The following is a 14,803-nucleotide window of genomic DNA, read 5'->3' on the forward strand; positions in this document are numbered from 1 at the left end:
CGTGGCGCGCAACCGTCCGGCGAGCGCTGAGCGGGGCCGCCGGCGCCGCGCGCGGCGGGTTCGCGACATCCGCGCAACCCGTGTTTGCGCGAGGCGTGGAGACGGAAAGGATCATGTAATGTAGCGGGCTGTCGCTGACCTTTCCGGAATCCCCATGCGCGTGCTGCTCGTCGAAGACAACCCGAACCTGGCCCAGTCGCTGAACGACGCGCTGAGCGCCGCGCGCTTCGCGGTCGATCACATGGCCGACGGCGAGGCGGCGGACCACGTGCTGCGCACGCAGGATTACGCGCTGGTGATTCTCGATCTCGGGCTGCCGAAGCTCGACGGGCTGGAGGTGCTGCGGCGGCTGCGCGCGCGCCGCAATCCGGTGCCGGTGCTGATCCTTACCGCGCACGGGTCGGTCGAGGATCGCGTGAAGGGGCTCGATCTCGGCGCCGACGACTATCTCGCGAAGCCGTTCGAGTTGACCGAACTGGAGGCGCGCGCCCGCGCGCTGATCCGGCGCAGCCTCGGTCACGAGCATTCGCGCGTCGAATGCGGGCCGCTTTCGTACGACAGTATCGACCGCAGCTTTCATCTCGCGGGCGAGCCGCTGTCGCTCACGCCGCGCGAGCGCTCGGTGCTCGAGGTGCTGATCCTGCGCAACGGCCGCGCGATCAACAAGGACACGCTGTCGGAGAAGATCTTCGGGCTCGACGAATCGGTCAACGCGGACGCGATCGAAATCTACGTGTACCGGCTGCGCAAGAAGCTGGAGAACACGGGCGTCGCGATCGTCACGCTGCGCGGCTTGGGCTATCTGCTCGAGGCGAAGGCGGAGACGGCTGAGTGAACTGCCCCCTCGCTCACTGTTGTTCGCTGCCCCCCGAGGGGGCGCATGCCTTCCTTGGGGCGGCCCGTCGGCAGGCATGATGACCCGCCCGAACCTGCGCGCGCAGGTCGCGCTGTGGCTGCTGCTGCCGCTGCTCGGCCTGCTCGCGCTCGACTCGTGGCTCACGTACCAGCGCGCGATGAGCGCCGCGCACGTCGCGTTCGACCGGACGCTGTCGTCGTCGCTGAAGTCGATCCGCGAAGGCGTGCGGCTCAACGACGGCGAGATCGAGGTCGACCTGCCGTATCTCGCGCTCGAGATGCTCGAATCGAGCGACGGCGGCAAGATCTACTACCTGATCCGCGAGGACAACGGCCGCACGATCACCGGCTATCCGGACCTGCCGCTGCCGCAGGGGCGCGACGCAGGCGACGGCGCGCTATTCGTCACGCGCTACTACGACGTCGTGTATCGCGGCGAACAGTTGCGGATGGCCGCGCTGCGCATCCCGGTGCACGACGTGCCGACCGCGCAGTCGCGCATCGTGTGGGTGATGGTCGGCGAGACGATCGAGGCGCGCCAGGCGCTCGCGCGCGAGATCCTGATCGGGTCGCTGCTGCAGGAAGGGCTGCTCGTCGTGCTGGCGCTCGGGATCGTGTGGCTCGGCGTCGGGCGCGGGCTGCGGCCGCTGAACCGGCTGTCGGCCACGGTTGCCGCGCGCAGCGAGGACGACACGACGCCGCTCGACACGGGCGCGATGCCGAGCGAACTCGCGCCGCTCGTCGATTCGATCAACCAGTACATCGGCCGCACGCAGCGGATGCAGGTGGCGCGGCGCCGTTTCTTCGCCGATGCGGCCCATCAGTTGAAGACGCCGCTCGCGGCCGTGCAGGCGGGCGTCGAACTCGCGCTGCGGCCCGACGAGCAGCCACGCGCGAACGGGCACCTGCGGCGCGCGAACGGCGCGGTGCGGCAGGCCGCGAAAATCGTCCAGCAGTTGCTGTCGCTGTCGCGGCTCGATTCGGACAGCGGTCATGCGGTCGCGCACAAGCCGGTCGCGCTGCACCGGCTCGCGCGCAGCGTGACGCTCGACTGGTCGCCCGTCGCACGCGCGCGCGGCATCGATCTCGGCTTCGAGCACGAGGCCGATGTCGACGTGCTCGGGCAGTCCGACTTGCTCGGCGAGATGATCGGCAACCTGATCGACAACGCGATCCGTTATGCGGGCGACCATGCAGTGATCACGGTGCGCGTCTCGCGCGACGGCGGCGACGCGCGGCTCGACGTGATCGACAACGGGCCGGGCATTCCGGCCGACGAACGCGACGCGGTGTTCGAGCGCTTCCATCGCGGCAGCAAGACGCAGACGGTCGAAGGCACGGGCCTCGGGCTGTCGATCGTGCGGGAAATCGCGCGCGTGCATCAGGGCAGCGTGACGCTTGCCGATGCGGCCGGTGGCGGGCTGGTCGTGACGATCCGGCTGCCGGCGGCGCAGGCCGGGGAGCGTGCGCGGTGGGAAGGCGCATGAGGGGCGGGCAAGCGTGCGGTGACGTGCGCGACGGCGCGGACGGGCTGAACCGCACACGTTCGGCTACGCCCCACATGCCCAGGCCGCGCATCGTGCCGAAAAGCGCGCTCCGGAGCCTCATAACTGTCAGGATATTCCGATGAATTTCACAACTTGTTCGCGCTCCCGTTTCCGTTTCTCGTTCGCATCCGCGCGACGCGTCCGTGGTGCCGCATTCGGCATGGCCGCGGTACTGTCCGTGTTCGCGGTCGGTGTGCCTTCACATGTACATGCGGCCGACCAGGCCGATCAGGCGATCGAGGTCGATCGCGCGGGCAATCGCCTGGAGTCGTTGAACCCGATGACCGCCGCGCAATCGTCGAACGACGAGGAAGGCTGTACCGCCGACCGGCAGGTCTGCGTCGAGATCGTCCGGGGAGATGTCGATCACGAATCTGCGTTGCGAATCACGCGGTTCGCCGGACAACCGGCCGACGTGCGCGTCGATCTCGACGACCCGTCCGACGGCCACGGGTGCTTTGCATTGTGGCCGCGCGTACTGCGGGGCGCGGGCGGGGACGTGATCGTCGGCGTCAGGTTCGATCTGTCCACCGGCTACTCGGGGGGAGGGGCATCGGCTTCGGCGTTGCGCCTGATCCGCGTCGTGGCTGGCGATCGCGTACCGCGGACGCAACAGGTGCTCGCGGTGCCACTGTCGGGATCGGCGACGATCCGGGCATGCTTTTCCGAACGCGACCAGCGAAGGCGGCTCGGCGCTTGTCACGACGACTACGCGTTCGACGCGACGCTGAGTCTGGACCGGAGCGTCCGCGCCGGTTTGCCGCGACTGCTGTATGCGACGCGCGCTACGAGCTTTCCCGGGCACGTGTCGCGCGACAAGGACTCGCTTGCCGCGCCGCCGCTGCGCAAGCGCGACCTGGTGACGGCCGTGGATCGCACCTGCACGTATCGGCGCACGTTCCGGTTCGATCCGTCAGCCGGCAGCTATACGCCCGACCGGCCGCTTCCCGATTGCGCCGGCTATACGGTTCCTTGAGCGCCGCTTTGAGTGCCGCTCAGTCGCCGAACCCGATCTCCGCTTCGACCGGCTGCCCGACTTCGAGCCACGCACCCGCGCCTTCGACGACGATCGCATTGATGCCGAACGTCAGCGCGCCGTCGTAGTTCGGGTTCGTGCGATAGGTCTGCATCGTGTCGGTCGGCTCGTGCGGCCATGCGGGATCGGGCGCGCCGGTCGCCTGGTCGATCGTCGGCATCGGGCAGCGCGTGCACAGCTTCACGAGCCGCAGCCGCACCGGCGTGTCGCCGTCGCCGTCGGTGTCGAGGTGCTCGACGAAATCCTCTTCGTACGCATCGAGATCCGACACGACGATGTTCGGCCGGAAGCGGTTCATCGGGATCGCCGGCGCGCCTTTCGCGGCGAGCCGCGCATTCAGGTCGTCGAGCGACGACTGGCCGATCACCAGCAGTGGATAGGCGTCCGAGAATTGCGTATGCGTATCGATGTCGCCGGTCCATTGGCGGTTGCAGTCGCGTCGGGCGTCGGGGCCGAAGCGCGCGAGCTTCGTCGGCACGCCGAGGAATTCGGTGAGCCACGCGGCCGTGTCGGCGCCCGTGTCGATCGCGTCGACGGTGTCGCGCCACACGGTCGCGGCCATCTTCGGCGTGGCGGGTGTCGCGTCGCCATCGAGCGGCGTGCGAATCTCCGGCATGCCCGGCGCGTTCAGCACGAGTGCATCGCTGTCGAGCGTCGGGCGGATCAGCGCGAGGCGCGGGTGCGTGCGCTGCGTGAGCATTTGCCCGTGCGGATCGGTGATCAGCCAGTGGCGGTCGTACGCGAGGCCCGTTTCGAGCAGTTGCGCGCGCGTCAGCGCGATGCCGGCGCAGGATTTGATCGGGTAGACGAAGAGTTCGGTGATGGCTGGCATGACGCTGGCTACAGGCGGGATGGTCGAATCGCGATTGTGCCAGATCGTGCCGAAGCCGTTTGGGCGGCTGCGCGCCGCCACGCGCCCGTCACGCGAGCGGGAAGCCTGCGTCGAAGGTCGTGCGCACGTCGAGCGGCTGGCGCAGCAGCCCGGCCTTCAGGTAGAAGTCGGCCGTGCGCTGCTGTTCGGCGATCACCGCTGCGTCGATCGGCAACCAGCGCGTGCCGCGGCGCTCGAATTGCAGCTTCGCGGCGGCCGGCGGAATGCCGATGATGCGCGCGAGCGCGGCCGAATACGCGTCGACGTGCCGGTACGACCAGGCCTGCGCGCGCACGACGCGCCGCAGGAAATCATGTAGCACGTCGCGCTTCGAGGCGATCGCCGCGTCGGTCGCCGCGAGATAGCTGAGGCCCGACCACAGCCCGCGGCCGTTGACCAGCACGCGCGCGCGGCCGCTCGTTTCGGCGAGCGCGGTATAGGGCTCCCAGGTCGCCCACGCATCGATCGAACCGGTGGCGAGCGCAAGCATCGTGTCGGCCGGCGGCAGGAAGCGGAACGACACGGCATCGGGCGGCAGGCCGGCCGCATCGAGCGCCTTCAGCGTGACGAAATGGCCGATCGAGCCGCGCGTGGTGCCGATGCGCTTGCCCTTCAGATCGGCCGCGCCTTTCAGCGCGGCGTCGGGCTGCACGAGCACGGCCGTGCCGTACGGATCGGAACGGTTCGCGCCGATCACCTTGATGCGGGCGCCCGATGCCAGCGCGAAGATCACCGGCGCGTCGCCGATCGGCCCGCAGTCGACGGCGGCCGCGTTCAGCGCTTCCGCGAGCGGCGCGGCGGCCGGGAATTCGGTCCACGCGATGTCGTACGCGAGGCCGTTCAGTTCGCCGGCTGCTTCGAGCAGCGCGCGCAGCCCGCCTTTCTGGTCGCCGGCGCGCAGCAGCGGGCGTGTGCCCGATTGCGCGCGCACGGCGGCCGGCGCGGCGGCGATCGTGGCAAGGGCGCTCGCCTGGGCGAGGAAGTGGCGTCGGGTCGGATTCATCGTGAAGTTCGGTTGAAGGAAGGGTTCAGGGGTTCAATGCGGGAGCCCGGCCTGTACGTCGCGCACGGGTTCCGTGTCGACGCGCAGCAGCAGTGCGGTCAGTGCGTCACCGTTCGTGGCGCGCGCGGCCGGCCGGGCCACTGCATCCGAGCGGCACAGCAGGTCGGCATCCGACCAGCCGGCGCTGCCGGGCAACGCACGCGCCCGCAGCCAGCCGCGTCGATCGGCAAGCAGTTGCGTGCCGCCGAGCGTATCGGGCGCGACGCCGGCAATCGTCGCGAACGCGCGCCATGTATCGGCGGTCGTCGCGACGCAGTTCGCGCGCGAGCCGACCGACGGCGGCATGGGCACGCCGCGTTCGGTGACGAGCAAGGTCTGCCAGCGCGCGTCTTCCGGCGGTGGCGTCGCACCGGGCGCGAGCGCGACGACGCGCACGCGCTGGCCTTCGCGCCAGCGCTCGAGCGCCTGAGGCGCGGCGTCGCCGCACCGCACGTCGAGTGCCGGCAGCGGGACGGGCACCGGCCACGCGCCTTCCGCCTGCGCGCCGCTACCGGCGGCCAGCGCTTTCAGGTAGTCGAGCACGGCCCATGTGTCCTGCGGGCCGAGCGTTGCCGCGAAGCCGGGCATCGTCGACGTACCGTGCTCGTCGTGCGTGCCATGACGCACGCGCCAGAACAGTTCGCCGTCGAGCCGACGCGCGAGCAGCGCGCCGGCGAAGGTCGGCGGCCAGTGCGCGAGCGTGGCCGCGAGCGGCCCTTCGCCGCGTCCGTCCGCGCCGTGGCAGGCCGCGCAATGTTGCGTATACAGATGTGCGCCGCGCATCACGGTCGACACGGAAAACGGCGCGGGATCGCGCTGGAAGCTCGTCGGCACGGCAGGCGCGAGCCACAGCGACGATGGCGGCCACGGCGCGAACCACGCGACGGCCAGCGCGGCGATGGCCGCCGCGACACGCCACTTGCGCGAAGCCAGCGCGATGCAGGCGAGCACGACGGCCAGCGCCGTCACGCCGCAGGCGAACGCGAGCTGCCGCGTGAGCCCCGCGTCGATGCGCAGCGTCTCGAGCGCGATGCGGTGTGCCCACGGCCACGCCGCCTGGCCGTCGGCATCGCCGGTCAGGCCGATCGCATGCAGCACATGCGCCAACGCGATTTGCGCGCGATACAGCAGTTGCAGGAACGCGATGGCCCAGTCGGCGAACGGCGGCGCGTTCATCGCGCGCGTCTCCGGCGCACCGCAGTCAAACGTCGAACGGCATCCGGCATCTACCAGCTCGCATCGAGCCCAAGATGCCGCAGCGCGTCGTGGCGCAATTCGGCGAGGCGCGGGTCGCCGCGATGGCGCGGGTAGGGCAGGTCGACGCGCAGTTCGGCGACGATCCGTGCCGGGCGCGGCCCGAACACGATCACGCGCTGCGCGAGGAACAGCGCTTCTTCCACGTCGTGCGTGACGAGCAGCGCGGAGAAACCGTCGCGTTGCCACAGCGCGGTCAGTTCGGCCTGCATCGTGAGCCGTGTCAGCGAATCGAGCTTGCCGAGCGGCTCGTCGAGGATCAGCAGGCGCGGATCGTTGACGAGCGCGCGGGCGAGCGCGACGCGCTGCGCCATCCCGCCGGACAACTGATGCGGAAACACGTTCGCGAAGTCCTGCAGCCCGACGCGCGCGAGCGCATCGTCGACGCGATGCTGCGCGGTACGCGCCACGCCGCGCGCTTCGAGGCCGAGCGCGACGTTCGCGCGCACGCGCCGCCACGGGTACAGCGTCGGGTCCTGGAACACGACGATGCGCGACGGGTCGGGGCGCTCGATCGGCACGCCGTCCTGCGCGATTCCGCCTTGGCCGGCGGCGTCGAGCCCGGCGACGAGGCGCAGCAGCGTCGATTTCCCGCAGCCGCTCGGGCCGAGCAGCGCGACGAATTCGCCGGCCGCGACCGACAGCGAGACGTCGTCGAGCACCGGCAGCGCGCCGCCGGGGCCGTCGAACGCATGGCTCACGCGGCGGATGTCGATGCGCGCGCCGCGCGGCGGCGTGACGGCGGGCGCAGCGGCCGCGGACGATTCGAGTACGGCGGCGCTTACCATTTGACGGTTCCTTTCTGCCATGCGAGCACACGGTCGCGCACCGCGAACAGCAGCGCGATCAACCCGGAAAACAGCAGCGCCATCACGATCAGCGCCGCATACATGTTCACGTACGACGCCCAGCCCTGCGCCCAGCTCAGATACCAGCCGAGGCCCGACTTGACGCCCATCATCTCGGCGACGACCAGCACCGTGAACGATGCGCTGAGCCCCATGAAAATGCCGACGAACACGTGCGGCAGCGCGGCCGGAATCGCGACGCGCAGCACGAGGAAGCGCGCGTTCGCGCCGAGCGTGCGCGCGACGTCGTAGTACTGCCGGTTGACGCTCGCGACGCCCGACCACGTCAGCACGGCGACCGGGAAGCCGGTCGACAGCGCGATCAGGAACGCGGCGGCCGAATAGCTCGACGGGAAGAAGTAGAACGTGAGCGGCAGCAGCGCGGTGGCCGGCACGGGGCCGAGCACGCGCAGCACCGGATGCACCCAGTAGCCGATCCGGCGCGACCAGCCGATCGACACGCCCACCGCGAAGCCCACCGTGACGCCGTACGCGAACCCGAGCGCGAGCAGCTTCAGCGTGTTGCCGGCGCTGCCGGCGAGGCGCGGCCAGTCGTCGACGTAGACCTCGATCAGCGCCTGCGGCGGCGCGAAGAACGGCGTCGGCAGCCAGCCGGTTTTCGCGGTGACGATTTCCCACGCGGCGAGCACGAGCGGCAGCGCGACGAGCCACGGGCCGGCCGGTCGCACCCGCTCGAGCCGCGTGCGGGTCGCCGCAACGAGATGGCCGAGCGTCGCGGCGACGAGCAGCAGCGCGGCGATCGTCCACGCGGCCGTGCCGAACGTGTCGGTGTACGCCCAGTCGCTGAAGCCGACGATCCGGTTCGGCCACAGTTGTGTGAGCGCGCCGAGCGCGGCCCACGCGAGCGCGGCGGCGATCCCGGTCGGCCAGGTGCGCTCGCGCCGGGCGTCGGCGGCCAGCGTGGCGTCGCAGGCCGTGCAGGCTGCGCGCGCGGAAGCGTTGGCGGCGGCGCCGGCCGGGGCCGATGCGGTGCGTGCGGCGGAAGCGTGTTCGATCGTCGACATCGCGTTACCCCAGTACGTTGGCATAGACCTGCTGCGCGAAGCGCTGCGGGTCCGTGCTCTTCTTCAGCACGCTGATGCGGCGGAAATCGTCCGCATAGAACGCGATTTCCTGCTGCAGGTCGACATTGGTCGGGTGGTGCGTGTAGGTGAGCGTCGCGTACAGCTTGCGCAGATCCTCGGGGCTGATCTTCGGCGAATACTTCGCGAACACCTTCGCGGCTTCGTTCGGGTTGTCGTGCGTGTACTCGGTGGCCTGCACGATCGAGCGCGCGAGCGCGGCGGCCGACGGCCGGTCGTTGCGCACGAGGTCGCCGCGCGCGCCGATCACGCAGCACACCTTGCGCGCGTATTCGCCGGACAGGTTGGTCGCGAGTTCGGTATACGCGCCGTTGCTGCGCTTTTCGAGCAGATAGAGGTTCGGGTCGCCGTCGGCGATTGCTTGGATCTCGCCCTTGTCGACCGCGACGCCGAGCAGGTCGGCCGGATACTGCCGCCACGTGATGTCGCGCTCGGGATCGACGCCGTTCTTCGCGAGCAGGATCGAGAAGAAGTGCTTGCCGGGCGCGGCCAGATCGCTGACGCCGACCGTCTTGCCCTTCAGCGCCTGCAGCGTCGTGACGCCAGCCGCCTTCGAGCCGAGCAGCCGCACGCAGCCGCCGTGCGAGCTGCCGATGATCTTCACGTCGAAGCCGGCTTCGAGCGGCTTCAGCCAGCGGTGGATCATCCCGACCGCCGCATCGGCCTTGCCGGTCGCGATCGATTCGAGCAACTGGTCGGTCGAGCCGCTGTAGTTGATCAGCTCGACCTTCAGCCCGTTCTTCTCGAAGAAGCCGCGCTCCTGCGCGACGACGATCGGCGTCAGGCAGAACGCGTTCTGGTTCCACGCGAACGTGAGTTTCTTCAGCGGCGGCGCGGACCAGGCCTTGCGGCCGAGCGTGATCGCCGGCACGGCGAGCGCGGCGGCGCCGGCCGCGCGCAGCAGCCGGCGGCGTTGGTCGTCGGGCGCGTCGGCGGGCGTGGGTGCGGTGGTTGGGGTCATGGTCTGGTCTCCGGTGTGGTGGCGCAAGGGCGGCTCAGTCGAGCAGGTCGGGTTCGTCGGCGACGACGCGCGCGAACAGGCTGTCGAACGCATGCAGCGCGCCGTCGGGGCCGCCGATCTGGCCGTGCGTATGGCGCGCGGTCGCGTGATCGATCGGCTGCGGCGTGCCGGCCGCTTCGGCCAGCAACTGCGTGTGTGCGACGTTGTCGAGCGCGATGTACCACCATGCGGCGGCCTCGACCGTCGGGCCGGCCGTCAGGATGCCGTGGTTCTTCAGGATCACGCCCTTGTGCGTGGTGCCGTCCGGCTTCGCGAGCGCATCGGCGATCCGCGCGCCTTCGCTGGTGTCGACGACCATCCCCGTGAAGTCGTCGAACAGCGCGTGATCCTCGTAGAACACGCACGCGTCCTGCGTGAGCGGATCGAGCGGGCGGCCGAGCGTCGACCATGCCTTGCCGTACGTCGAATGCGTGTGCGCGGCGGCGACGACGTGCGGATGGGCTTCGTGGATCGCCGCATGGATCGCGAACGCGGCCTTGTTCAGCGGCCGCGTGCCGATCGCCGTTTCGCCGCGCGCGTTGACGAGCAGCAGGTCGGACACCTTGATCTGCGAGAAATGCACGCCGAGCGGGTTCACCCAGAAATGATCGGGCAGCTCCGGATCGCGTGCGGTGATGTGGCCGGCGAGGCCCGACGCGAAGCCGAAGCGCGCGAACAGGCGGAACGCGGCCGCGAGCCGCTCCTGCCGGTGGCGGCGCTCGGCGGCGACGTCGATGCGCGGCGCGGGCGGATCGAACCAGAAATGCTGGCGCGGGGTATCGGCGAGCACGAGGCCCGATGCGGTACGGTTGGGCGAGGACAGGACGGCGGACATGATCGCGTAGGGCTCCGGTGGGCTCCGTTGTTGGGCTCAGGCGGCGCGGCGCGCCGCGTCGCGTGCGGCGACGGCGCTGCGCACGCGCGGAATCAGTTCGCGGCCGTAGTCGAGCGCGTCTTCCAGCGGGTCGAAACCGCGGATCAGGAACGTCGTCACGCCGAGGTCGTAGTAGTCGAGCAGCGCGTCGGCGACCTGTTCGGGCGTGCCGACGAGCGCCGTCGAATTCGAGCGCGCGCCGGTGAGCTTCGCGATCTCGGTCCACAGCCGCTTGTCGACGCGCGAGCCGCGGTCGGCCGCGGCGAGCAGGCGGCGCGCGCCTTCGCTCTGCTGCGGGCCGCCGGCGCAGAGTCCGGCCGCTTCGCGCAGCCGGCGCGTTTCGTCGAGGATGCGGTGCGCACGCGCCCACGCTTCGTCCTCGGTCGCCGCGAGGATCGGGCGGAACGACACGGAGAAGCGCACCTGGCGGCCGTGCTTGGCGGCTTCGGCGCGCACGCGCGTCGTCAGGTCGCGCACCTGGTCGAGCGATTCGCCCCACAGCGCGTAGACGTCCGCGTGCTTGCCGGCCACCGCGAGCGCCGCTTCCGACGCGCCGCCGAAGTAGATCGGCACATGCGGCTGCTGGAACGGCTTCACCTCCGAAAAACCCTGCTTGAAGCGGTAATGCGCGCCGTCGTGATCGAACGGCTGGGCTTCGGTCCAGATCCGCCGCAGGATGCCGAGGTATTCGTCGGTGCGCGCATAGCGCGCGTCGTGATCGAGGAAATCGCCGTCGCGCTGCTGTTCGCTGTCCGAGCCGCCGGAGATGAAGTGCACGGCGAGCCGGCCGCGGCTGAACTGGTCGAGCGTCGCGATCTGCCGTGCGGCGAGCGTCGGCGCGGTGAAGCCCGGGCGATGCGCGAGCATGAAATGGATGCGCTCGGTGGCGGCCGCCGCGAACGCGATCGTCAGCGTCGCCGACGGGCCGGTCGAGTGGTGCGGCACGAGGATCCGGTCGAAGCCGGCCGTTTCGTGGGCGCGGGCAAAGTCGCGCACATAGTCGGGATCGACCACGGGGCCGGACGCCGAGTGGATTTCCGACTGCTTCTGGCTCTGGATCATGCCGATGAATTCGACGCTCATCTGGGTCTCCGGTGCAGGGATGTCCCGGCGCACGGCCGGGCAGGAATGGAGCGCAGGTTAACGCCGGGATCATGCGGAATGGAAATAATCAATCCCGATTTGAATATCAGATTTGCATGGTTTGGGGGCGTATGCGTTGCGCATACGCTGTGGGCTCGTGAATGATCGGGCGCGCGTCGGCGCCGTGTTTGCCGCCGTGTCTGAACTACCCAGGGAATCCGTTTCGATGTCCGCCAGCCTTGCCGCTTCCTCGCCGTCACAGCAGCCTGCGCTGCGCCTCCTGCCTGCCGGCGTCGCTGAATCCGCTGAATCCGCCAACGAGACGAACGACGCACGCCTCGCCGCGCTGCTCGAGCGCCTCGCCCCCGAACTCGCCGCCGATGCAGCCCGCAACGACGTCGACGGCCGCTTTCCGCACGAGAACTTCGCACGGCTGCATCGTGCCGGGCTGATCGCGCAAGTCGTGCCGCGCGAGCATGGCGGCGCCGGCGCGACGCTTGCGCAGGCGAGCCGGATTGTCGCCGCCGTCGCGCGGGCCGATCCGGCGACCGCGCTGGTGCTGACGATGACGTATCTGCAGCATCGTGCGCTCGGCCGCGCCGACAACCGCTGGCCGGCCCAGGTGCGGCGCGCGGTGTTCGACAGCGCGGTCGTGCACGGCGCGCTGATCAATGCGCTGCGCGTCGAGCCCGCGCTTGGTTCGCCGTCGCGCGGCGGGCTGCCGGCGACCATCGCGCGCCGCGATGGCGATGGCGACGGCTGGCGGCTGTCGGGACATAAGCTCTACAGCACAGGCATTCCGGCGCTGCGCTGGCTGGCCGTGTGGGCGCGCACCGACGAACCGACGCCGCGCGTCGGCGTGTTTCTCGTGCCGCGCGACCGCGATACCGACGGCGAGCGCATCCGCGTGATCGAAAGCTGGAATCACCTCGGCCTGCGCGCATCCGGAAGCCATGAAGTCGTGTTCGACGCGGTGCCGCTGCCGGCCGATCACGCGGTCGACGTGCGCGTGCCGGACGCATGGGCCGTGTCGGCTGCCACGCACGCGGATGCCGACGCGCAGGCCGATCAGCAGGCATGGATGGTCGCATTGCTCGGCAGCCTGTACGGCGCGGTGGCGCGCGCGTCGCGCGACTGGCTGGTCGAATTCGCGACGACGCGAGCCCCGAGCGGGCTCGGCGCGCCGCTCGCGACGTTGCCGCGCGTGCAGGAGGCGGTCGGCGAAATCGAAGGCTGGCTGCACACGAATCGCGTGCTGCTCGACGATCTCATCGCGCGCACCGATGCGGGCAATGCGCCGTCGGTGACGACCAGCGGCCTCGTCAAGCGCACCGTGACCGAGCAGGCGATCCGGACGGTCGAGCAGGCGCTGAAGCTGTCGGGCAATCACGGGCTGAGCCGCGACAATCCGCTCGAACGCCACTATCGCGACGTGCTGTGCAGCCGCGTGCATACGCCGCAGGACGATGCGATCGCGGTGGCGGCGGGGCGGGTGGTGCTCGATGCGGCGACGCGCGGGAAGACGAACGCGGAGGCGGACGGAACGTCACGCAACGGGGGCGAACGCGGTCGACATGATGCGTAAGCCGGGCCGGGTTGCCGCGCATGGCAACGGCGCGACGCGACGCAGGCGCCACGCGGCCACCGCGGCCACCGCGGCCACGTTATGCGGCCTTGTCGTGCGATTGCTCGGGCAGGGCGAACGCCGTGCGCGCATGCGCGGCGACGGCCGCGAGCGGCGCGTCGAAGCGGGCCGCATCGTGCCGGCGCAGCAGCCACAGGTCGATCTGCGGCTTGAAATCGGCGAGCGGCACGATGTCGAGCGCATCGCGCAGCGGGCTGCCTTCGACGAGCGGCAGTGGCATCAATCCGAGGCCGAAGCCGTTTGCCACGCTCTGCAGTTGCAGGTCGCGGCCATACGCATCGAGCGTGACCGGCATCGGCAGGCCCTGCGCATCGAGCGCACGCCGCAGGCCCGCACGAAAGCCGCAACCGTCCGGATTGAGCACCCAGCCGCGCGCGTGGCAATCGGCGAGCCGGTAGCTGCGGCGCGGCCAGTCGCCCTTGCGGCCGACCGCGACGAGCCGCGTGGCCAGCAACCGTTCGCCCTCCACCTGCGCCGGCAGCACCATTTCGCGGGCGAGGAAGACCAGCGCCGCATCGAGTTCGCGGCGGGCGATGCGTTCGACGAGCAGGCCGCCCCAGGCGGTCGTGACGTGCGTCGCGAGCGCGGGCCACTGCGCGGCGAGATCCGCGATGAGCGCCGGCAGCATCAGCTCGCCGAGCCCTTGCGTGAGCCCGATCCGGAATTCGCCGGCCAGCGGCTGCTGGCCGGCCGTCAGTTCGCGCAGCGCGTCGACCTCGCGCAGGATCGCACGACATTGCTCGAACACCTGCCGGCCGATGTCGGTCGGGCGCGGCGGCTTCGTGTTGCGGTCGAGCAGCGTCACGCCGAGCGCTTCCTCGAGATTCTGGACGCGCCGCGTGATCGCGGGCTGCGTCATCCCGAGCTCGGCCGCGGCCTGGCTCAGGGTCTGGCAGCGGACGACCGCTGCAAAAGCGTCGATATCGCTAATTTTCATGTTTGTTCTGCATGGTCTTTCGGGTGCATCATGACGATCCATCATATTCGGCATCATATTCGAGGAGACGGCCGATGAGTACGCTTTCGTTGCAACAGACGCCGCTGCGTCCGTTCGTCGAGGGGCTGGATGCGCTGCTCGCGTCCGGCGCGAACGAGGCGCGCATTCTCGACGAGGGCGGCGCGCTGCTCGCCGCGCTCGTCGAACACGACGACTGGTTGCCCGACGCATTCGCGCAGCCCGACCCCGAGCGCTACCGGCAATACCTGCTGCATCTCGACCCGGACGAGCGCTTCTCGGTCGTCAGCTTCGTGTGGGGGCCCGGCCAGACGACGCCGATCCACGACCACACGGTGTGGGGGCTGATCGGAATGCTGCGCGGCGGCGAGTTCTCGCAGCCGTACCGGTTCGACGCGGCCGGCAAGCCGGTGCCCGCGGGCGACGCCGTGCGGCTGCAGCCGGGCGAGGTCGAGGCCGTGTCGCCGCGCATCGGCGACGTGCATCGCGTGACCAACGCGTTCGCCGACCGCGTATCGATCAGCATCCACGTGTACGGCGCGAACATCGGCAAGGTCGAGCGCGCGGTGTATCTGGACGACGGTACCGTGAAGCCGTTCGTGTCAGGCTATTCGAATGCCTGACGCAAAACCCGCTCGCGCGGCCCGTTGCGGGTGCGTGCCGGCAGGGCCACGCTTGCGCCGTTCCGCT

Annotated in this window: 15 protein-coding genes; 5 read left to right on the plus strand and 10 right to left on the minus strand. The window is 70.2% G+C overall.

The window, feature by feature from the left end:
- The first annotated feature begins 154 nt into the window (after positions 1–154).
- Positions 155–835 carry a response regulator gene (locus tag HWW87_RS28625; protein WP_006484260.1) on the plus strand — a complete coding sequence of 227 codons (681 nt, stop codon included), beginning with the start codon at positions 155–157 and terminating at the stop codon, positions 833–835.
- Positions 836–914: 79 nt separating this feature from the next.
- Positions 915–2,342, plus strand: coding sequence for a sensor histidine kinase (locus tag HWW87_RS28630; RefSeq protein ID WP_175823118.1), 1,428 nt, complete (start codon positions 915–917; stop codon positions 2,340–2,342).
- A gap of 259 nt (positions 2,343–2,601) precedes the next feature.
- Here HWW87_RS28630 and HWW87_RS28635 read toward each other — a convergent pair whose 3' ends face one another.
- Positions 2,602–2,772 carry a hypothetical protein gene (locus HWW87_RS28635; RefSeq protein ID WP_175823119.1) on the minus strand — a complete coding sequence of 57 codons (171 nt, stop codon included), beginning with the start codon at positions 2,770–2,772 and terminating at the stop codon, positions 2,602–2,604.
- Between the two features lie 45 nt (positions 2,773–2,817).
- Here HWW87_RS28635 and HWW87_RS28640 point away from each other — a divergent pair, with 45 nt between their 5' ends.
- Complete coding sequence (locus HWW87_RS28640) at positions 2,818–3,378, plus strand: hypothetical protein (RefSeq protein WP_175823120.1); 561 nt, start codon at positions 2,818–2,820, stop codon at positions 3,376–3,378.
- Positions 3,379–3,397: 19 nt separating this feature from the next.
- Here HWW87_RS28640 and HWW87_RS28645 read toward each other — a convergent pair whose 3' ends face one another.
- From HWW87_RS28645 to HWW87_RS28680, 8 genes are all read right to left on the minus strand, one after another.
- Positions 3,398–4,270, minus strand: a complete 873-nt coding sequence (locus tag HWW87_RS28645) for an MOSC N-terminal beta barrel domain-containing protein (protein WP_175823121.1) — start codon at positions 4,268–4,270, stop codon at positions 3,398–3,400.
- Positions 4,271–4,358: 88 nt separating this feature from the next.
- Positions 4,359–5,312: an ABC transporter substrate-binding protein gene (locus HWW87_RS28650; protein ID WP_175823122.1), complete on the minus strand. Its 954-nt coding sequence runs from the start codon at positions 5,310–5,312 to the stop codon at positions 4,359–4,361.
- Positions 5,313–5,345: 33 nt separating this feature from the next.
- Positions 5,346–6,527, minus strand: coding sequence for a cytochrome c (locus tag HWW87_RS28655; protein WP_175823123.1), 1,182 nt, complete (start codon positions 6,525–6,527; stop codon positions 5,346–5,348).
- 50 nt (positions 6,528–6,577) lie between these two features.
- On the minus strand, positions 6,578–7,393 hold the full coding sequence (locus tag HWW87_RS28660) for an ABC transporter ATP-binding protein (protein WP_175823124.1): 816 nt from the start codon (positions 7,391–7,393) through the stop codon (positions 6,578–6,580).
- Positions 7,387–8,478: an ABC transporter permease gene (locus tag HWW87_RS28665; protein WP_175823267.1), complete on the minus strand. Its 1,092-nt coding sequence runs from the start codon at positions 8,476–8,478 to the stop codon at positions 7,387–7,389. Before HWW87_RS28665 ends, HWW87_RS28660 begins: the two co-directional genes overlap by 7 nt.
- A 4-nt stretch (positions 8,479–8,482) precedes the next feature.
- On the minus strand, positions 8,483–9,517 hold the full coding sequence (locus HWW87_RS28670; protein ID WP_175823125.1) for an ABC transporter substrate-binding protein: 1,035 nt from the start codon (positions 9,515–9,517) through the stop codon (positions 8,483–8,485).
- A gap of 34 nt (positions 9,518–9,551) precedes the next feature.
- Positions 9,552–10,391 (minus strand): class II aldolase/adducin family protein, encoded by an 840-nt coding sequence (locus HWW87_RS28675; protein ID WP_175823126.1) that lies wholly within the window; start codon positions 10,389–10,391, stop codon positions 9,552–9,554.
- A gap of 36 nt (positions 10,392–10,427) precedes the next feature.
- Positions 10,428–11,513, minus strand: a complete 1,086-nt coding sequence (locus tag HWW87_RS28680; RefSeq protein WP_175823127.1) for an LLM class flavin-dependent oxidoreductase — start codon at positions 11,511–11,513, stop codon at positions 10,428–10,430.
- A 226-nt stretch (positions 11,514–11,739) separates the two neighbouring features.
- On the opposite strand from HWW87_RS28680, the gene HWW87_RS28685 reads away from it, so the two are divergent.
- Positions 11,740–13,098, plus strand: a complete 1,359-nt coding sequence (locus HWW87_RS28685; protein WP_175823128.1) for an acyl-CoA dehydrogenase family protein — start codon at positions 11,740–11,742, stop codon at positions 13,096–13,098.
- Positions 13,099–13,177: 79 nt separating this feature from the next.
- On the opposite strand, the gene HWW87_RS28690 is transcribed toward HWW87_RS28685, so the two are convergent.
- The gene (locus HWW87_RS28690) at positions 13,178–14,152 is read right to left on the minus strand and encodes a LysR family transcriptional regulator (protein WP_175823129.1); all 975 of its coding nucleotides are present in this window, start codon (positions 14,150–14,152) and stop codon (positions 13,178–13,180) included.
- Positions 14,153–14,169: 17 nt separating this feature from the next.
- Between HWW87_RS28690 and HWW87_RS28695 the strand changes: the two genes are divergently transcribed.
- A complete protein-coding gene (locus HWW87_RS28695) occupies positions 14,170–14,736 on the plus strand; it encodes a cysteine dioxygenase (RefSeq protein ID WP_175823130.1) in 567 nt (188 codons plus the stop codon).
- Positions 14,737–14,803 lie beyond the last annotated feature (67 nt).

Origin of the sequence: Burkholderia sp. BCC0419, from assembly GCF_902830285.1 — a bacterium.
Taxonomy (GTDB): Bacteria; Pseudomonadota; Gammaproteobacteria; order Burkholderiales; family Burkholderiaceae; genus Burkholderia.